The organism is Escherichia sp. WS1368, assembly GCF_046487485.1.
GTDB classification, from domain to species: Bacteria; Pseudomonadota; Gammaproteobacteria; order Enterobacterales; family Enterobacteriaceae; genus Escherichia; species Escherichia coli.
In genome coordinates this window covers 430,170-446,647 of the sequence record NZ_JBJQJI010000002.1, presented here as the reverse complement: position 1 = coordinate 446,647, position 16,478 = coordinate 430,170, and the positions used below count along the sequence as shown (strand labels likewise).

General features: G+C 51.2%; 21 protein-coding genes and 2 pseudogenes. 16 read left to right on the top strand and 7 right to left on the bottom strand.

Annotated elements, in window-relative coordinates; all coding sequences use genetic code 11:
- Window positions 1-184 precede the first annotated feature (184 nt).
- The 6 genes from ulaA to ulaF are packed head-to-tail and all read left to right on the top strand — an operon-like array spanning window position 185 to window position 4,591.
- On the top strand, window positions 185-1,582 hold the full coding sequence (gene ulaA, locus ACJHYD_RS07780) for a PTS ascorbate transporter subunit IIC (protein ID WP_032201196.1): 1,398 nt from the start codon (window positions 185-187) through the stop codon (window positions 1,580-1,582).
- 15 nt (window positions 1,583-1,597) lie between these two features.
- Window positions 1,598-1,903, top strand: coding sequence for a PTS ascorbate transporter subunit IIB (ulaB, locus tag ACJHYD_RS07775; protein ID WP_000218362.1), 306 nt, complete (start codon window positions 1,598-1,600; stop codon window positions 1,901-1,903).
- A gap of 9 nt (window positions 1,904-1,912) precedes the next feature.
- Window positions 1,913-2,377, top strand: a complete 465-nt coding sequence (gene ulaC / locus ACJHYD_RS07770; RefSeq protein ID WP_000776543.1) for a PTS ascorbate transporter subunit IIA — start codon at window positions 1,913-1,915, stop codon at window positions 2,375-2,377.
- A 13-nt stretch (window positions 2,378-2,390) separates the two neighbouring features.
- Window positions 2,391-3,041 (top strand): 3-keto-L-gulonate-6-phosphate decarboxylase UlaD, encoded by a 651-nt coding sequence (gene ulaD / locus ACJHYD_RS07765; protein WP_001719329.1) that lies wholly within the window; start codon window positions 2,391-2,393, stop codon window positions 3,039-3,041.
- A 9-nt stretch (window positions 3,042-3,050) separates the two neighbouring features.
- Window positions 3,051-3,905, top strand: coding sequence for an L-ribulose-5-phosphate 3-epimerase UlaE (gene ulaE, locus ACJHYD_RS07760; protein ID WP_000949511.1), 855 nt, complete (start codon window positions 3,051-3,053; stop codon window positions 3,903-3,905).
- Window positions 3,905-4,591: an L-ribulose-5-phosphate 4-epimerase UlaF gene (gene ulaF / locus ACJHYD_RS07755; RefSeq protein WP_001601324.1), complete on the top strand. Its 687-nt coding sequence runs from the start codon at window positions 3,905-3,907 to the stop codon at window positions 4,589-4,591. Before ulaE ends, ulaF begins: the two co-directional genes overlap by 1 nt.
- 128 nt (window positions 4,592-4,719) lie before the next feature.
- On the opposite strand, the gene yjfY is transcribed toward ulaF, so the two are convergent.
- Window positions 4,720-4,995: a DUF1471 family protein YjfY gene (yjfY, locus tag ACJHYD_RS07750; RefSeq protein WP_000492914.1), complete on the bottom strand. Its 276-nt coding sequence runs from the start codon at window positions 4,993-4,995 to the stop codon at window positions 4,720-4,722.
- A 326-nt stretch (window positions 4,996-5,321) separates the two neighbouring features.
- On the opposite strand from yjfY, the gene rpsF reads away from it, so the two are divergent.
- Genes rpsF through rplI form a run of 4 tightly spaced genes read left to right on the top strand, consistent with a single transcriptional unit; the run spans window position 5,322 to window position 6,761 of the window.
- Entirely contained in the window at window positions 5,322-5,717 is a 396-nt protein-coding gene (gene rpsF / locus ACJHYD_RS07745) for a 30S ribosomal protein S6 (RefSeq protein WP_001216676.1), read from the top strand.
- Between the two features lie 6 nt (window positions 5,718-5,723).
- Complete coding sequence (priB, locus tag ACJHYD_RS07740) at window positions 5,724-6,038, top strand: primosomal replication protein N (protein ID WP_001296681.1); 315 nt, start codon at window positions 5,724-5,726, stop codon at window positions 6,036-6,038.
- A gap of 4 nt (window positions 6,039-6,042) precedes the next feature.
- Complete coding sequence (gene rpsR / locus ACJHYD_RS07735; RefSeq protein WP_000135199.1) at window positions 6,043-6,270, top strand: 30S ribosomal protein S18; 228 nt, start codon at window positions 6,043-6,045, stop codon at window positions 6,268-6,270.
- A 41-nt stretch (window positions 6,271-6,311) separates the two neighbouring features.
- A complete protein-coding gene (rplI, locus tag ACJHYD_RS07730; protein ID WP_001196062.1) occupies window positions 6,312-6,761 on the top strand; it encodes a 50S ribosomal protein L9 in 450 nt (149 codons plus the stop codon).
- A 70-nt stretch (window positions 6,762-6,831) separates the two neighbouring features.
- Here rplI and ACJHYD_RS07725 read toward each other — a convergent pair whose 3' ends face one another.
- Window positions 6,832-7,626 carry a DUF2686 family protein gene (locus ACJHYD_RS07725; protein ID WP_001308220.1) on the bottom strand — a complete coding sequence of 265 codons (795 nt, stop codon included), beginning with the start codon at window positions 7,624-7,626 and terminating at the stop codon, window positions 6,832-6,834.
- A 272-nt stretch (window positions 7,627-7,898) separates the two neighbouring features.
- Here ACJHYD_RS07725 and ACJHYD_RS07720 point away from each other — a divergent pair.
- Window positions 7,899-8,213, top strand: a pseudogene (locus ACJHYD_RS07720) (TetR/AcrR family transcriptional regulator); the annotation flags it as partial.
- A gap of 36 nt (window positions 8,214-8,249) precedes the next feature.
- Here the strand turns inward: ACJHYD_RS07720 and tnpA are convergent.
- Window positions 8,250-8,681, bottom strand: coding sequence for an IS200/IS605-like element IS609 family transposase (gene tnpA / locus ACJHYD_RS07715; protein WP_000604912.1), 432 nt, complete (start codon window positions 8,679-8,681; stop codon window positions 8,250-8,252).
- Window positions 8,682-8,688: 7 nt separating this feature from the next.
- Here tnpA and ACJHYD_RS07710 point away from each other — a divergent pair, with 7 nt between their 5' ends.
- A complete protein-coding gene (locus ACJHYD_RS07710) occupies window positions 8,689-9,897 on the top strand; it encodes an RNA-guided endonuclease InsQ/TnpB family protein (protein ID WP_069903738.1) in 1,209 nt (402 codons plus the stop codon).
- Window positions 9,898-9,940: 43 nt separating this feature from the next.
- Window positions 9,941-10,048 (top strand): annotated as a pseudogene (locus ACJHYD_RS07705) (TetR/AcrR family transcriptional regulator); the annotation flags it as partial.
- Here the strand turns inward: ACJHYD_RS07705 and ytfB are convergent.
- A complete protein-coding gene (gene ytfB / locus ACJHYD_RS07700) occupies window positions 10,032-10,670 on the bottom strand; it encodes a cell division protein YtfB (RefSeq protein WP_001119478.1) in 639 nt (212 codons plus the stop codon). The pseudogene ACJHYD_RS07705 and the gene ytfB overlap by 17 nt on opposite strands.
- Window positions 10,671-10,887: 217 nt before the next feature.
- Between ytfB and fklB the strand changes: the two genes are divergently transcribed.
- Complete coding sequence (fklB, locus tag ACJHYD_RS07695) at window positions 10,888-11,508, top strand: FKBP-type peptidyl-prolyl cis-trans isomerase (protein WP_000211225.1); 621 nt, start codon at window positions 10,888-10,890, stop codon at window positions 11,506-11,508.
- 308 nt (window positions 11,509-11,816) lie between these two features.
- Window positions 11,817-13,229, top strand: a complete 1,413-nt coding sequence (cycA, locus tag ACJHYD_RS07690) for a D-serine/D-alanine/glycine transporter (protein ID WP_000228346.1) — start codon at window positions 11,817-11,819, stop codon at window positions 13,227-13,229.
- 44 nt (window positions 13,230-13,273) lie between these two features.
- Here cycA and ytfE read toward each other — a convergent pair whose 3' ends face one another.
- The 3 genes from ytfE to qorB form a co-directional block, all read right to left on the bottom strand.
- Entirely contained in the window at window positions 13,274-13,936 is a 663-nt protein-coding gene (gene ytfE, locus ACJHYD_RS07685) for an iron-sulfur cluster repair protein YtfE (protein ID WP_001719334.1), read from the bottom strand.
- 107 nt (window positions 13,937-14,043) lie between these two features.
- The gene (locus tag ACJHYD_RS07680) at window positions 14,044-15,009 is read right to left on the bottom strand and encodes a DMT family transporter (protein WP_032201334.1); all 966 of its coding nucleotides are present in this window, start codon (window positions 15,007-15,009) and stop codon (window positions 14,044-14,046) included.
- A 107-nt stretch (window positions 15,010-15,116) separates the two neighbouring features.
- Complete coding sequence (gene qorB / locus ACJHYD_RS07675; protein ID WP_001719336.1) at window positions 15,117-15,977, bottom strand: NAD(P)H:quinone oxidoreductase; 861 nt, start codon at window positions 15,975-15,977, stop codon at window positions 15,117-15,119.
- Window positions 15,978-16,065: 88 nt separating this feature from the next.
- Between qorB and ACJHYD_RS07670 the strand changes: the two genes are divergently transcribed.
- Complete coding sequence (locus ACJHYD_RS07670; protein WP_001317588.1) at window positions 16,066-16,446, top strand: winged helix-turn-helix transcriptional regulator; 381 nt, start codon at window positions 16,066-16,068, stop codon at window positions 16,444-16,446.
- Window positions 16,447-16,478: the final 32 nt, after the last annotated feature.

Sequence of the window (16,478 nt, the reverse complement as noted above, 5' to 3'; positions counted from 1 at the left end):
TAATGAATTTAAATGATTAATTGTTTCGTTGTGTGAATCCCATATTTTCGTTATGGAATTATTTGTGTGTCGCGTCATATTTAATCATAAATAATCTTGTTGTGATTACTTTTGAAAATTAGAGTGAGTGCACAACATTCCGGGTGTGAGGAATACCCGGTTACCTCTTCTTCAGGAGATCGTTATGGAGATCCTCTACAACATCTTTACCGTGTTTTTTAACCAGGTCATGACCAATGCCCCGTTGTTGCTGGGTATTGTGACCTGTCTGGGCTACATCCTACTGCGCAAAAGTGTCAGCGTTATTATTAAAGGCACGATTAAAACCATAATTGGTTTCATGTTGTTGCAGGCAGGGTCCGGCATCCTCACCAGCACCTTCAAACCGGTGGTGGCGAAAATGTCTGAAGTCTACGGCATTAACGGCGCAATTTCCGATACTTACGCGTCGATGATGGCAACCATCGACCGCATGGGCGATGCCTATAGCTGGGTGGGTTACGCGGTGTTGTTAGCGCTGGCACTGAACATCTGTTACGTGCTGCTGCGTCGCATTACCGGTATTCGTACCATCATGCTGACTGGTCATATCATGTTCCAGCAGGCGGGGCTGATTGCCGTTACGTTGTTTATTTTCGGCTATTCCATGTGGACGACCATTATCTGCACGGCGATTCTGGTTTCGCTCTACTGGGGCATTACCTCCAACATGATGTACAAGCCGACTCAGGAAGTGACGGACGGCTGCGGTTTCTCCATCGGTCACCAGCAGCAGTTTGCATCATGGATTGCCTATAAAGTTGCGCCGTTCCTCGGCAAAAAAGAGGAGAGCGTTGAAGACCTCAAATTGCCGGGCTGGCTGAACATTTTCCACGACAACATCGTCTCCACGGCGATTGTGATGACCATCTTCTTTGGCGCCATTCTGCTCTCCTTCGGTATCGACACCGTGCAGGCGATGGCGGGCAAAGTGCACTGGACGGTCTACATCCTGCAAACCGGTTTCTCCTTCGCGGTGGCGATCTTCATCATCACTCAGGGCGTGCGCATGTTTGTGGCGGAACTCTCTGAAGCATTTAACGGTATCTCCCAGCGCCTGATCCCAGGTGCGGTTCTGGCGATTGACTGTGCGGCTATCTATAGCTTCGCGCCGAACGCCGTGGTCTGGGGCTTTATGTGGGGCACCATCGGTCAGCTGATTGCAGTTGGCATCCTGGTCGCCTGCGGCTCTTCCATTCTGATTATTCCAGGCTTTATCCCGATGTTCTTCTCCAACGCCACCATCGGCGTGTTCGCTAACCACTTCGGCGGCTGGCGTGCAGCGCTGAAGATTTGTCTGGTGATGGGAATGATCGAAATCTTTGGTTGCGTCTGGGCGGTGAAACTCACCGGTATGAGTGCCTGGATGGGCATGGCGGACTGGTCGATTCTGGCACCGCCGATGATGCAAGGCTTCTTCTCCATCGGTATCGCCTGTATGGCCGTCATCATTGTAATTGCACTGGCTTATATGTTCTTCGCTGGCCGCGCACTGCGTGCAGAAGAAGATGCAGAAAAACAACTGGCAGAACAGTCTGCTTAATAAGGAGTTTTGATTATGACCGTACGTATTCTGGCTGTGTGTGGCAACGGACAAGGCAGTTCCATGATCATGAAGATGAAAGTGGACCAGTTTTTAACCCAATCAAACATTGACCATACGGTAAACAGCTGCGCGGTTGGCGAGTACAAAAGCGAGTTGAGTGGCGCGGATATCATCATCGCTTCTACGCACATTGCGGGCGAAATCACCGTGACCGGCAACAAATACGTGGTTGGCGTGCGCAACATGCTCTCTCCTGCCGACTTTGGCCCGAAACTGCTGGAAGTGATCAAAGAGCATTTCCCGCAGGACGTGAAGTAAGGACGCGCCATGAAATTACGTGATTCGCTGGCTGTAAATAAATCCATCCGCCTGCAGGCTGAAGCTGAAACCTGGCAGGACGCGGTGAAAATCGGCGTCGATCTGCTGGTGGCGGCGGACGTTGTCGAGCCGCGCTATTACCAGGCGATTCTGGATGGCGTGGAACAGTTTGGCCCTTATTTCGTTATCGCTCCGGGGCTGGCGATGCCGCACGGGCGGCCGGAAGAGGGTGTTAAGAAAACAGGTTTCTCTCTGGTAACGCTGAAAAAGCCGCTGGAATTTAACCACGACGACAACGATCCGGTGGATATCCTCATCACCATGGCGGCGGTCGATGCCAATACTCACCAGGAAGTGGGCATCATGCAGATCGTCAACCTGTTTGAAGATGAAGAGAATTTTGACCGTTTACGCGCCTGCCGTACCGAGCAGGAAGTACTGGATCTCATTGACCGCACCAACGCGGCAGCTTAAGAAGGAATTGAACATGTCATTACCGATGTTGCAAGTCGCGCTGGACAACCAGACTATGGATAGCGCCTACGAAACCACTCGCCTGATTGCCGAAGAAGTCGACATTATCGAAGTGGGCACCATTCTGTGCGTGGGCGAAGGCGTGCGTGCGGTTCGTGACCTGAAAGCGCTCTACCCGCACAAAATCGTACTGGCAGACGCCAAAATTGCCGATGCAGGCAAAATCCTTTCGCGTATGTGCTTCGAAGCCAACGCTGACTGGGTGACGGTAATTTGCTGTGCGGATATCAACACCGCCAAAGGCGCGCTGGACGTGGCAAAAGAGTTTAACGGCGACGTGCAGATCGAACTGACCGGTTACTGGACCTGGGAACAGGCGCAACAGTGGCGCGATGCAGGCATTCAGCAGGTGGTTTATCACCGCAGCCGTGACGCGCAGGCCGCAGGCGTGGCGTGGGGCGAAGCGGACATCAGCGCGATCAAACGTCTTTCCGATATGGGCTTCAAAGTCACCGTCACCGGAGGCCTGGCGCTGGAAGATCTGCCGCTGTTCAAGGGTATTCCGATTCACGTCTTTATCGCGGGCCGTAGTATCCGTGATGCCGCTTCTCCGGTGGAAGCCGCACGTGAGTTCAAACGTTCCATCGCTGAACTGTGGGGCTAAGGAGCGGATATGTTGTCCAAACAAATCCCGCTTGGCATCTATGAAAAAGCGCTCCCCGCTGGGGAGTGCTGGCTGGAACGCCTGCAACTGGCAAAAACGTTGGGCTTCGATTTTGTCGAGATGTCGGTAGATGAAACGGACGAGCGCCTGTCGCGCCTCGACTGGAGCCGCGAGCAGCGTCTGGCGCTGGTCAATGCGATTGTTGAAACCGGCGTGCGCGTGCCGTCCATGTGCCTTTCTGCTCATCGTCGTTTCCCGCTGGGCAGTGAAGATGACGCGGTGCGGGCGCAGGGGCTGGAGATTATGCGTAAAGCTATCCAGTTCGCCCAGGATGTCGGTATTCGCGTGATCCAGCTGGCGGGCTATGACGTTTACTATCAGGAAGCCAATAACGAAACGCGTCGTCGTTTCCGTGACGGCCTGAAAGAGAGCGTTGAGATGGCAAGCCGCGCGCAGGTGACGCTGGCGATGGAGATCATGGATTATCCGTTGATGAACTCCATCAGCAAGGCGCTGGGCTACGCGCACTATCTCAACAATCCGTGGTTCCAGCTCTACCCGGATATCGGCAACCTGTCGGCGTGGGACAACGATGTGCAGATGGAGTTGCAGGCCGGAATCGGGCATATCGTCGCGGTACATGTGAAAGACACCAAACCTGGCGTCTTCAAAAACGTGCCGTTTGGCGAAGGTGTAGTGGATTTCGAACGTTGTTTCGAAACGCTCAAACAGAGTGGCTATTGCGGGCCGTACCTGATTGAGATGTGGAGCGAAACGGCGGAAGACCCGGCGGCAGAAGTGGCGAAAGCGCGTGATTGGGTGAAAGCGCGCATGGCGAAAGCGGGCATGGTGGAGGCGGCATAATGCAAAAGCTAAAACAGCAGGTGTTTGAAGCCAACATGGATCTGCCGCGCTATGGGCTGGTGACCTTTACCTGGGGCAACGTCAGCGCTATCGACCGCGAACGCGGGCTGGTGGTGATCAAGCCCAGCGGCGTTGCCTACGAAACCATGAAAGCAGACGATATGGTGGTGGTCGATATGAGCGGTAAGGTGGTGGAAGGGGAATATCGTCCGTCTTCCGACACCGCGACGCATCTTGAACTCTACCGTCGTTACCCGTCGCTTGGCGGCATTGTCCATACCCACTCAACTCATGCTACCGCATGGGCGCAGGCGGGGCTGGCGATCCCGGCGTTAGGCACCACGCACGCCGACTACTTCTTTGGCGACATTCCGTGTACGCGCGGGTTAAGCGAAGAAGAGGTGCAGGGCGAGTATGAACTGAACACCGGCAAAGTGATTATCGAAACGCTGGGCAACGCCGAGCCGCTGCATACGCCGGGAATTGTGGTGTATCAGCACGGGCCGTTCGCCTGGGGGAAAGATGCTCACGATGCGGTGCATAACGCGGTGGTGATGGAAGAAGTGGCGAAAATGGCGTGGATTGCCCGCGGCATTAACCCACAACTGAATCACATCGACAGCTTCCTGATGAATAAACACTTCATGCGTAAACACGGTCCTAACGCTTATTACGGGCAGAAGTAGAACACGCGCTGCGGAAATTTCCTTCCTCGGGAGATAACTGGTCTAATTCCGCAGCCGTTTTTCAAAAAAAGCCCCCTGCGAAGGGGGCAAAGCAAACTATGGCAATGTTTCGTTGGTTATACCTGGTGCTAACGATAAATATCCGCGCTGGCGTGCATATTGCCGTTACTCCCCGGTTCCCGCATCAGAATTACGTGGTAGTACGTTGCGCCTTGCGCATCTGTTTCTTCATTTAATGCCTGACGTGCTTCGCTTTCAGTGGCGAAATTATGATTGATATAAATCACGCCTAAGCTTTGCACATCGTCCATATTTCTGGCCTGGTGGTTATTAATTTCAATGGCTGCCCATGTATTTGCACTTAGCAAAAGCACAGCCAGAAGGGCTAAAACACGACTGAACATAGATACCTCCTCGACGGCTGACTTTGTGTGCTCTCCTCTGTGATGATCTTCTGATTTAATTTTAATCAATGATAAAGAAGTTGATGGTGACCATTTCTGATGCAGTTGTTCAAAAAAACACCATGATGAAGTGTGATGAACTCCAAATCAGCGTGTTAGTCCACTTTGGTGAAAGATGAGATTTATTTGTCGGCTGGCCTTGAGTTTAGCGGGGTATGTCAGTACTATAACGCGTCATTTTTCAGCCGACCTTTAACACGTTCCTTGCCTCCCCGGGATTCGGCTGACCCAGACAGGAGGCTGAATAATCCGTAAGGAGCAATTCGATGCGTCATTACGAAATCGTTTTTATGGTCCATCCTGACCAGAGCGAACAGGTTCCGGGCATGATCGAGCGCTACACTGCTGCCATCACTGGTGCAGAAGGCAAGATCCACCGTCTGGAAGACTGGGGCCGCCGTCAGCTGGCTTACCCGATCAACAAACTGCACAAAGCTCACTACGTTCTGATGAACGTTGAAGCTCCGCAGGAAGTGATCGATGAGCTGGAAACTACCTTCCGCTTCAACGATGCCGTTATCCGCAGCATGGTTATGCGTACCAAGCACGCTGTTACCGAAGCATCTCCGATGGTTAAAGCGAAAGACGAGCGCCGTGAGCGTCGCGATGATTTCGCAAACGAAACCGCTGATGATGCTGAAGCTGGGGATTCTGAAGAGTAATTTCTGATGACCAACCGTCTGGTGTTGTCCGGCACCGTGTGCAGGACTCCCCTTCGAAAGGTCAGTCCATCAGGAATTCCTCACTGCCAGTTCGTGCTTGAGCATCGTTCTGTGCAGGAGGAAGCCGGTTTTCACCGGCAGGCGTGGTGCCAAATGCCCGTTATTGTTAGCGGACACGAAAACCAGGCCATTACTCACAGTATAACGGTCGGCAGTCGCATAACCGTTCAGGGGTTCATTTCATGCCACAAGGCAAAGAACGGTCTGAGCAAAATGGTTTTGCATGCCGAGCAGATTGAATTGATAGATTCTGGAGACTAGCCATATGGCACGTTATTTCCGTCGTCGCAAGTTCTGCCGTTTCACCGCGGAAGGCGTTCAAGAGATCGACTATAAAGATATCGCTACGCTGAAAAACTACATCACCGAAAGCGGTAAGATTGTCCCAAGCCGTATCACCGGTACCCGTGCAAAATACCAGCGTCAGCTGGCTCGCGCTATCAAACGCGCTCGCTACCTGTCCCTGCTGCCGTACACTGATCGCCATCAGTAATCGGTCACGGTCCATTAATACGACTTTGAGAGGATAAGGTAATGCAAGTTATTCTGCTTGATAAAGTAGCAAACCTGGGTAGCCTGGGTGATCAGGTAAACGTTAAAGCGGGCTATGCTCGTAACTTCCTGGTACCGCAGGGTAAAGCTGTTCCAGCTACCAAGAAAAACATTGAATTCTTCGAAGCACGTCGCGCTGAACTGGAAGCTAAACTGGCTGAAGTTCTGGCAGCAGCTAATGCTCGCGCTGAGAAAATCAATGCACTGGAAACTGTTACCATCGCGTCTAAAGCTGGCGACGAAGGTAAACTGTTCGGTTCCATCGGTACTCGCGACATCGCTGACGCTGTAACTGCAGCTGGCGTTGAAGTGGCTAAGAGCGAAGTTCGTCTGCCGAACGGCGTTCTGCGTACCACTGGCGAACACGAAGTGAGCTTCCAGGTTCACAGCGAAGTATTCGCGAAAGTGATCGTAAACGTAGTAGCTGAATAATTCGTTATTCAACGAGACGTAAAAACGCCGGCCATTGGTCGGCGTTTTGCTTTCTATTTTTCGTCAGGTATTAGTTTCGCAAGTAGATCCATTCACCATTCTCTTGTGTCCATAAGTCAGGATGGTTTGCTGGCGTTAGATACATACGAGCGCAACTGATGTCTCGCTCCTGCGGCACTCGCTCAAAACCCAAACCCGAGTAGATTGCGGCTGAGCTTGATAAGGAACGCAGACCAATTTTCAAATCATGGGGTAAATCAGAATACGCGTTTAGCAATGCAGCAATGATGAATCCGAGGGCATTAGAAACGCCTGTAACAGTGCGAAGTTGGTCGATATAAAGATCGATTGTTGGTAGTTCAGATGACCAGCAATTAGGCATTTGGGCAGGAAGGGTTACAACGTATCCTATCGTTTGGCCGGTATAGTCTGGAGTACCATAACCAGGTCCCAAAACCACTTCGTGTATTGTGTATTTACTGTTGGGTTCGAAGGATTCGACATCTTGCAATAAATATTTCAGTTCTGCGGTTAACCTCGCACCCGCGTAAGCTTTATTGTATTTCTGGGCGTGAATATTATCTAATGTAGCTTCATGGTTCCATCCAAAAGAATTATCACCATTCATCGTTACTCCATCGTAAGCATTACACTTCTTTGCTAACTTATTGAATGCTTGCCAGTCTGAGAGATCTAGTTTGTGGATCTCAACAGTACGTCTGCCATCGCAATTATGATCTCTTCCACGATTTGACAGTAATGTAGCGCGTGCGTATTGATGAAATTTTAGTTTTGCTGGTTTGTCGGTGGACGAAAAACGAGGTAAATATGCGGGGAATGAATAAATAGTTGTTGGTAATGTCATTTTATTGTTGCCTGTTTAATATTTTTACAAATATCGCAGTTGAATGTTCAAAGAAAAATAATTGATATTAATAAAAATAAGTTTGTTTTCTGAAGTGGTGAAAATAGCGGATGGTGAAAGATATTAATATCAAAAATCGCTCATTATGGATATAACGATGCACCCGGGGAGAAAATGACTTCCACGCCTTACACCGTACATTCTTGTTGTGCGGTATGTAATTATTCTACGCTGTCGGTATCGGTGTATTCGTTAATCAGCAGGTTAACCAGCCACAAAAAGCCATTGAGAAAATTATTGATTTTACATGGGATTATTATATTGCTAATCCCTGGTTTTTAAAAATTGTGCATAGTGAAAATCAAAGTAAAGGTGTGCATTATGCAAAATCACAGCGTCTCTTAGAAATTACCCATGCGCACTTGCAGTTAATGGAATCCTTATTGGATGAAGGGAATAAACATAATATTTTTAAGCCAGATATCGACCCATTGCAGGTGAATATTAATATTGCTGCGCTTGGGGGATATTATTTGATCAACCAGCATACGCTTGGCCTGGTTTATCCGGTGCGCCGTAAAACCCCGTCCTTCAGGGCGGGGATATACGGCGCGGTTTTCCACCTAACCAGGTGTTTGCTGTTGTTCAATGTATTGACGGATGGCGGATATTGGCGCACCTCCGCAGCTACTGGCAAAATAGCCAGGACTCCACAAAACGCCTTTGTAGTAATACCTGACTGCAATATCTGGTCGATCTCGTCGCAGTAACCTACCCGATACGCCTTTGAGGCTGTTTACCAGACTGGATATCGCCAGTTTGGGAGGATAGTTAATTAACAAATGGACGTGATCTGGTTCGCCATCCATTTCAACCAGTTCAGCTTCAAAATCAGCACATACCTTTGAAAAGTAAGTGCGTAGTTTTTCTGTCGCGTCATGGTCAAAAATCTGGCGTCGGTATTTGGTGACAAAGACCAGGTGAACATGCATCAGGAAAACACAATGCCTTCCACGCCGGATATCGGTTTCTTTTTTCACAGACCAAAGTATCATTTGACCTGTGAAACGATTACAGGCATTTAAATTCCAGTTAAGACCAGGTGGTCAACAGAAGTGTGAAATGAGGCGCTTCGCAGGCGCATGTCGTTTCGTTTTCAATCGTGCTCTGGCACGTCAGAATGAGAATCATGAGGCCGGTAATAAATACATCCCTTACGGGAAAATGGCTTCCTGGCTGGTTGAGTGGAAAAATGCCACTGAAACGCAATGGCTTAAAGATTCTCCCTCACAGCCATTGCAACAGTCACTGAAAGACCTTGAGCGGGCTTACAAAAACTTCTTCCGGAAGCGGGCTGCTTTTCCCCGATTCAAAAAGCGGGGACAGAATGATGCATTCCGCTACCCGCAGGGCGTTAAGCTCGATCAGGAAAACAGCCGTATTTTTCTGCCGAAACTGGGCTGGATGCGCTACCGGAATAGCCGTCAGGTCACGGGTGTTGTGAAAAATGTCACTGTCAGCCAGTCCTGCGGTAAGTGGTACATCAGTATTCAGACAGAAAGTGAAGTATCAACTCCGGTTCACCCTTCAGCATCAATGATCGGGCTGGATGCTGGCGTGGCTAAACTCGCCACGCTGTCAGATGGCACAGTCTTTGAGCCTGTAAACAGTTTTCAGAAAAACCAGAAGACGCTGGCGAGACTTCAGCGACAGTTAAGCCGCAAGGTCAAATTCAGCAACAACTGGCAGAAGCAGAAACGCAAAATACAGCGACTGCATTCCTGTATCGCAAATATCCGCAGGGACTACCTTCACAAAGTCACAACGACCGTCAGCAAAAACCACGCAATGATAGTCATTGAGGATTTGAAGGTCAGCAACATGTCAAAGTCAGCAGCGGGTACGGTCAGCCAGCCGGGGCGCAATGTCCGGGCAAAATCAGGTTTAAACCGTTCGATACTGGATCAGGGCTGGTATGAAATGCGCCGCCAGCTTGAGTACAAGCAGCTCTGGCGTGGCGGTCAGGTGCTTGCTGTTCCGCCAGCGTACACAAGCCAGCGTTGCGCGTGCTGTGGTCATACAGCGAAAGAAAATCGCCTGTCACAAAGTAAATTCAGATGCCAGGCATGTGGATATACAGCGAACGCTGATGTAAATGGCGCTCGTAACATTTTAGCGGCGGGGCACGCCGTTCTTGCCTGTGGAGAGATGGTGCAGTCAGGCCGCTCGTTGAAGCAGGAACCCACCGAAATGATTCAGGCGACAGCCTGAACGTAGCAGGGATCCACGTCCTTCAGGGCGTGGAGGATGTCAACACATCAGTATGGTTTCACCCCAGGCACTGGAAGCCAGACGTAAGGTCATCAAAGAGACAATCCTTAGCTGGCTTCTGGTTGACTCTTCATCTACCGCGCGCGAATAAAACTGCCATCCGGCTGGCGGGTAAACAGGACCTGTTGATTATTCCCCGTATCAATGGTTAAGCCCGTCACCACGCCGCTGGCGTTCTGGCGGATTTTCACCATCTGCCCATTTTGCAAATTACTCAGCGGTTTACCCGCGCCTTCTACCTGCGCCATTGCATAGACATCGGTAGCGGGCAGTCCGTGGTCGCGGAACAGCTGCGCCATCGTTTTACCGGGTTCGACACGGTAAGAGCGCCATTGATTATCAATTCCGCTATCTGGCTGGAATGGTTGCGTTTGGGTAGTTTGCGGCTGCTCTTCTGGCTGGCCTTCCTGTATAGGTTCTGGAGCGACCGGAGCCACCTGATCAGGATCATTTTGTGGTGTGACTAATTGCGCCCGCAGCTGTTCTTCTGTCGGCGGTTGTGATTGTGACTGAATATCTAACTGCGCTTCACGCGTCACCACCGGCGCGTTGGGCGTATCATCAGATGGAAGCAGAAATCCGACCACCAATACAATGGCGGCAATAATGATCCCCCGACGATGCATCGGCGGCAGCGGGTCCATGAAGCGAAAATTGTCCGGCGCGTGCCAGACTTTCTCCAGGGTTGGTTTTAGTTCAAAGCGCCCGGGCATGGTTTCCTCCTGCTCCGCGTCTTGTTCCTCAATCATAGCCTATGAATAAGCTAACGCTATGATGTCCGTGGTAAACCCGCCTTTATTATATTCATACGGGATATTGCTATTGTTTCTTTTTCCCTGGGATTTGTCATCATTCCCGCGACAAAGTTTTACCCAAAGAAGTGTGGCTGATATGCTGCCCGCTACTTTATACCCTAAGAAAGGAAATACGATGACCACCCCAACTTTTGACACCATCGAAGCGCAAGCAAGCTACGGCATTGGTTTGCAGGTAGGGCAACAACTGAGTGAATCTGGCCTGGAAGGGCTGCTGCCAGAAGCACTGGTTGCAGGTATTGCCGATGCGCTGGAAGGCAAACATCCGGCTGTTCCGGTTGATGTGGTGCATCGCGCACTGCGTGAAATTCACGAACGCGCCGATGCCGTTCGTCGTCAGCGTTTCCAGGCGATGGCTGCTGAAGGTGTGAAATACCTGGAAGAAAACGCCAAAAAAGAAGGTGTGAATAGCACCGAATCTGGCCTGCAATTCCGCGTGATCAACCAGGGTGAAGGCGCAATTCCGGCACGTACCGACCGCGTTCGTGTTCATTACACCGGTAAACTGATCGACGGCACCGTGTTTGACAGCTCCGTTGCTCGTGGTGAACCCGCTGAATTCCCGGTTAATGGCGTGATCCCTGGCTGGATTGAAGCACTGACTCTGATGCCGGTAGGTTCTAAATGGGAACTGACTATCCCGCAGGAACTGGCATATGGCGAGCGCGGCGCAGGCGCATCCATCCCTCCGTTCAGCACCCTGGTGTTTGAAGTCGAACTGCTGGAAATCCTCTAAGCAGCGCATTCTGTTCCCCTCAAACCAGAGGGGAGCAGGCATTCAGCAATAAACCCTTCAGTTTGCCAAACGGCGCTATTTTGTGTTGCAAAGACCCCGTAAGCGTGTATTTTTGTGAGCTGTTTCGCGTTATCACCGTGATATGACACTCACTTTAAACATAAAATTAACATTAGATCTAAATCTTAGTATTCATCCCGCGTATTGTTACCTAATATCGATGAGTCCCGATACAGATTCGTCGTATCATAGACTGACTAAAGGCCGTAGAGCCTGAACAACACAGACAGGTACAGGAAGAAAAAAACATGGTAGATCAGGTAAAAGTCGTTGCCGATGATCAGGCTCCGGCTGAACAGTCGCTACGGCGCAATCTCACAAACCGACATATTCAGCTTATTGCCATTGGCGGTGCCATTGGTACGGGGTTGTTTATGGGGTCCGGCAAAACGATTAGCCTTGCCGGGCCGTCGATCATTTTCGTTTATATGATCATTGGTTTTATGCTCTTTTTCGTGATGCGGGCAATGGGGGAATTGCTGCTTTCGAATCTGGAATACAAATCTTTTAGTGACTTCGCTTCCGATTTACTCGGGCCGTGGGCAGGATATTTCACCGGCTGGACTTACTGGTTCTGCTGGGTTGTAACCGGTATGGCAGACGTGGTGGCGATAACGGCTTATGCTCAGTTCTGGTTCCCCGATCTCTCCGACTGGGTCGCCTCGCTGGCGGTGATAGTGCTGCTGCTGACGCTCAATCTCGCCACCGTGAAAATGTTCGGTGAGATGGAGTTCTGGTTTGCGATGATCAAAATCGTCGCCATTGTGTCGCTGATTGTCGTCGGCCTGGTCATGGTGGCGATGCACTTTCAGTCACCGACTGGTGTGGAAGCGTCATTCGCGCATTTGTGGAATGACGGCGGCTGGTTCCCGAAAGGTTTAAGTGGCTTCTTTGCCGGATTCCAGATAGCGGTTTTCGCTTTCGTGGGGATTGAGCTGGTAGGTACAACAGCTGCGGAAACCAAAGATCCAGAGAAATCACTGCCACGCGCGATTAACTCCATTCCGATCCGTATCATTATGTTCTACGTCTTCGCGCTGATTGTGATTATGTCCGTGACGCCGTGGAGTTCGGTAGTCCCGGAGAAAAGCCCGTTTGTTGAACTGTTTGTGTTGGTAGGTTTGCCTGCGGCTGCCAGCGTGATCAACTTTGTGGTGCTGACCTCTGCGGCGTCTTCCGCTAACAGCGGCGTCTTCTCTACCAGCCGTATGCTGTTTGGTCTGGCGCAGGAAGGTGTTGCGCCGAAAGCGTTCGCTAAACTTTCTAAGCGCGCAGTACCCGCGAAAGGGCTGACATTCTCGTGTATCTGTCTGCTCGGCGGCGTGGTGATGTTGTATGTGAATCCTAGCGTGATTGGCGCGTTCACGATGATTACAACCGTTTCCGCGATTCTGTTTATGTTCGTCTGGACGATTATCCTTTGCTCGTACCTGGTGTATCGCAAACAGCGACCTCATCTGCATGAGAAGTCGATCTACAAGATGCCGCTCGGCAAGCTGATGTGCTGGGTATGTATGGCGTTCTTTGTGTTCGTGGTCGTGTTGCTGACACTGGAAGATGACACTCGCCAGGCGCTGTTGGTCACCCCGCTGTGGTTTATCGCACTGGGGCTGGGCTGGTTGTTTATTGGTAAGAAGCGGGCTGCTGAATTGCGGAAATAACCGCATTATCATGCTGGATGGCGCAATGCCATCCAGCTTTTAGATCACTCACCCGCCAGCGCCCTTGGGAACAGCACATTATTTTCCAGGCTGATGTGATCCATCAGGTCATCAATCAGTTCATTAATGCCGTTATACATCGCTTTCCAGGTGGTGCAGGCTTCTGGCGGCGGTGTGACGTTATTGGTGGTGTGTTTGATCACTTCCAGCAGTTCGCCCGCTTCATCGTGCTCGCTTTCCATTACGCTGATTGGCCCCATTGCCTGGCTGCCCATGCCTTGTTTGATCATCGGGAAGAGAATCTGCTCTTCTTTCATCATGTGGCTGGAAAGCTCTTCATGCAGCATAGTCAGGTATTTTGTCAGCCCTTTTGGCACGCTCGGTTTGTCGGCGTGAACGCGCTCGACTTTAGTCGCTTGCAGGATCAGCTCCGGCAGTTGCTCGCGGTGACGATCGTGGTAGCGCACGATGATATGGTCAATGATTTCTGCCAGCGGGGCGCTACGCCAGTCTTTCTCAATCGGTTGTTCAGCAAGCTTTGCCAGTTCAGTTTCAATGACCTCAACATCCAGTTCTTTACGTGCCGCCGCGCGCGCCAGCGTTTGCTTACCGCCGCAGCAGTAATCCATATCATATTTACGAAACAGAGCTGAAGCGCGAGGAATAGAGAGCGCCAGTTCACCTAAAGGTTGGTCGCGATAAGCCATAGCTGATACCTCATTCTTAATAATATAAGATGTATTTTAAATGCATCTTTAAGGCAAATGCTATAACCCTTACGTAGCAGAGGCTTATTTAACTCACAGCCAGCATGTCAACTTTCTGAGACAGATTCAGTTAAAGGTTTTTCTGGTTTTGCTCTGACAGCAATGACCACGCCAACCACTAACAGCGCGATACCGCTCAGCGTCATTAGCGGCGGCATTTGCTGGCGGAGTAAAAAGGTGTACAGCAAACCTGCCAGCGTTTCGAAAACAATCAGCGGCCCGAGAATCACTGTCGGTAATCGCTGGCTGGCGACGTTCCAGCAGAGTGCGCCAACCCATGAGCAAAGCACGGCTATCGCAATCATCAGACTAATAAACACCAGCGGACGGGGGCCAAAGGGTAGGGAGAAGTCCGGCGTTTGCGTATTCAGCCAGTAACAAGCGACGAGATAGCCGATAAGTGAAACCGGCAGTGTGACCAGCGCCTGCGCTGTTGCCCACATCATCGGATGTTTGTCGGGATTTTCCCGCAGCCAGCGGGCGTTGCGCAGGGCATACCACGCCCAGCAGACCACGGAAACTAACGCCAGCACGATGCCAGAGGTATAACGTGCCCAGTCAAAATTGGGGAGTCCGTGGTTTAACTCAGCAATATTCACACACGCCAGGCCGATGCCAATACAAATCAGTGCCGGGGCGAGTTTTCCCCACGCGAGTTTGCCGTCGCGCTGGCTATAAAGCAGATTGGCGAAGACGGGAATCACCACCGGCAGGGTGCCGATAATCATCGTGGAAACAGGCGCACCAGTACGTTGAATGGCACTGGCAAGGCAGAAGTAATAGATGAGGTTGCCCATCATAGTGAGCATCAAGGCGGTAAGCCAGTCGCGACGCGCCAACTGACGCAGACGCACGCGTCCCAGCCAGGCAATGGGCAGCGCAATTAACCCTAACGCCAGATAACGCCCCATCGACTGCAACATCGCCGGGTATTCCGGCACGATCAACGGCCCGACAAAAATAAGCCCCCACATCAACCCTGCTAACAGGGCGTACAGCACGCCGCTAATCATTACTGGCATCCATTGGTCTGTCAGAAGAAAGTTCAGGAAGCAGACATGATTGCTCCCGGCATCCCGTCATTATCAGAGAGGATGCGGGAGGATGCCACTTTAATTAACTAGTTATTAACATTAAAAAGATGGCTTACGCTTTCGGCTAACGTTGTCGTTGGGCGGCCAATCAATTTGCTAAGCGTTTTGCTGTCATCAAATAGACCGCCTTTCGATGCGCCAACGTCAGAATCCGCCAGCATATCCGCCAGTCCGTCGGGCAGTCCGACGCTTTTCAGTGCCGCGGCGAAATCGGCTTCGCTCAGATTTTGATAGGTAACCTGTTTGCCGCTCTGTTTGGTCAGCTCTGCCGCTAACTGTGTCAACGTCCAGGCACTATCGCCCGCCAGTTCGTAAACCTTGCCTTCGTGACCGGCTTCGCTAATCACGCGTGCCGCAGCTGCCGCATAATCTGCCCGCGTTGCTGAGGCGATTTTGCCATCGCCCGCCGCACCGATAAATACGCCGTGTTCCAGTGCTGCCGGGGCGCTGGCGAGGTAGTTTTCGCTGTACCAGCCGTTGCGCAGCAGGGTGTAAACGATGCCAGAATCAGCCAGCATTTTCTCCGTCTCGATGTGCTCATCGGCGAGGCCGAGCGGGGAGGTATCTGCATGTAGCAGGCTGGTATAAGCGATAAATTTCACGCCAGCCGCCTTTGCGGCATTAATAACATTACGATGCTGCGGGGCACGTTGACCCACTTCGCTGGAAGAGATCAGCAGTAGTTTTTCCACTCCCTGAAGTGCAGATGTCAGTGCGGCTTCATCGCCGTAGTCAGCCTGACGCACGGTAATGCCTTGTGCTGTCAGTGCCTGGGCTTTTGCCGGATTACGAACGATAGCCACTATTTGGCTGGCAGGAACCGTTTTCATCAAGGATTCAATAACATACTGACCAAGTTGGCCAGTGGCACCAGTAATAGCGATCATGGGAAGTCTCCATCGTTTTGTCTTGTGTTTAAATACGCTAACACCTAAACTTACTTTTAGTAAGTACGTACAAAAAGGTAAGTATGAAATGAGTCAGGTTAGCCTGTCGCAACAACTGAAAGAGGGCAATCTCTTTGCGGAACAGTGCCCGTCGCGCGAGGTGTTGAAACACGTCACCAGCCGTTGGGGGGTGTTGATTCTGGTGGCGCTACGCGAAGGTACTCATCGCTTTAGCGACCTGCGGCGCAAAATGGGCGGGGTGAGTGAAAAGATGCTTGCGCAGTCGTTACAGGCGCTAGAGCAGGATGGTTTTCTTAACCGTATCGCGTATCCGGTGGTGCCGCCGCATGTTGAATACAGCCTCACGCCACTGGGCGAGCAGGTGAGTGAAAAGGTTGCTGCACTGGCGGACTGGATTGAGTTGAATTTGCCCGAGGTGTTGGCGGTGCGGGATGAACGTGCGGCATAACTGCCGGCTGCGCTGCGCTTATCCGGTCGACG

Excerpts from the sequence above, each read along its gene's own strand:
- ACJHYD_RS07725 (WP_001308220.1), bottom strand. The coding sequence starts at position 7,626 with ATGACATTACCAACAACTATTTATTCATTCCCCGCATATTTACCTCGT.
- ytfB (WP_001119478.1), bottom strand. The coding sequence starts at position 10,670 with ATGCCCGGGCGCTTTGAACTAAAACCAACCCTGGAGAAAGTCTGGCAC.
- ulaD (WP_001719329.1), top strand. The coding sequence starts at position 2,391 with ATGTCATTACCGATGTTGCAAGTCGCGCTGGACAACCAGACTATGGAT.
- cycA (WP_000228346.1), top strand. The coding sequence starts at position 11,817 with ATGGTAGATCAGGTAAAAGTCGTTGCCGATGATCAGGCTCCGGCTGAA.
- yjfY (WP_000492914.1), bottom strand. The coding sequence starts at position 4,995 with ATGTTCAGTCGTGTTTTAGCCCTTCTGGCTGTGCTTTTGCTAAGTGCA.
- tnpA (WP_000604912.1), bottom strand. The coding sequence starts at position 8,681 with ATGATACTTTGGTCTGTGAAAAAAGAAACCGATATCCGGCGTGGAAGG.
- ulaE (WP_000949511.1), top strand. The coding sequence starts at position 3,051 with ATGTTGTCCAAACAAATCCCGCTTGGCATCTATGAAAAAGCGCTCCCC.
- ACJHYD_RS07670 (WP_001317588.1), top strand. The coding sequence starts at position 16,066 with ATGAGTCAGGTTAGCCTGTCGCAACAACTGAAAGAGGGCAATCTCTTT.
- ulaC (WP_000776543.1), top strand. The coding sequence starts at position 1,913 with ATGAAATTACGTGATTCGCTGGCTGTAAATAAATCCATCCGCCTGCAG.
- ulaB (WP_000218362.1), top strand. The coding sequence starts at position 1,598 with ATGACCGTACGTATTCTGGCTGTGTGTGGCAACGGACAAGGCAGTTCC.
- ACJHYD_RS07680 (WP_032201334.1), bottom strand. The coding sequence starts at position 15,009 with ATGATTAGCGGCGTGCTGTACGCCCTGTTAGCAGGGTTGATGTGGGGG.
- ulaF (WP_001601324.1), top strand. The coding sequence starts at position 3,905 with ATGCAAAAGCTAAAACAGCAGGTGTTTGAAGCCAACATGGATCTGCCG.
- qorB (WP_001719336.1), bottom strand. The coding sequence starts at position 15,977 with ATGATCGCTATTACTGGTGCCACTGGCCAACTTGGTCAGTATGTTATT.
- rpsF (WP_001216676.1), top strand. The coding sequence starts at position 5,322 with ATGCGTCATTACGAAATCGTTTTTATGGTCCATCCTGACCAGAGCGAA.
- ulaA (WP_032201196.1), top strand. The coding sequence starts at position 185 with ATGGAGATCCTCTACAACATCTTTACCGTGTTTTTTAACCAGGTCATG.
- ytfE (WP_001719334.1), bottom strand. The coding sequence starts at position 13,936 with ATGGCTTATCGCGACCAACCTTTAGGTGAACTGGCGCTCTCTATTCCT.
- fklB (WP_000211225.1), top strand. The coding sequence starts at position 10,888 with ATGACCACCCCAACTTTTGACACCATCGAAGCGCAAGCAAGCTACGGC.
- rpsR (WP_000135199.1), top strand. The coding sequence starts at position 6,043 with ATGGCACGTTATTTCCGTCGTCGCAAGTTCTGCCGTTTCACCGCGGAA.
- priB (WP_001296681.1), top strand. The coding sequence starts at position 5,724 with ATGACCAACCGTCTGGTGTTGTCCGGCACCGTGTGCAGGACTCCCCTT.
- rplI (WP_001196062.1), top strand. The coding sequence starts at position 6,312 with ATGCAAGTTATTCTGCTTGATAAAGTAGCAAACCTGGGTAGCCTGGGT.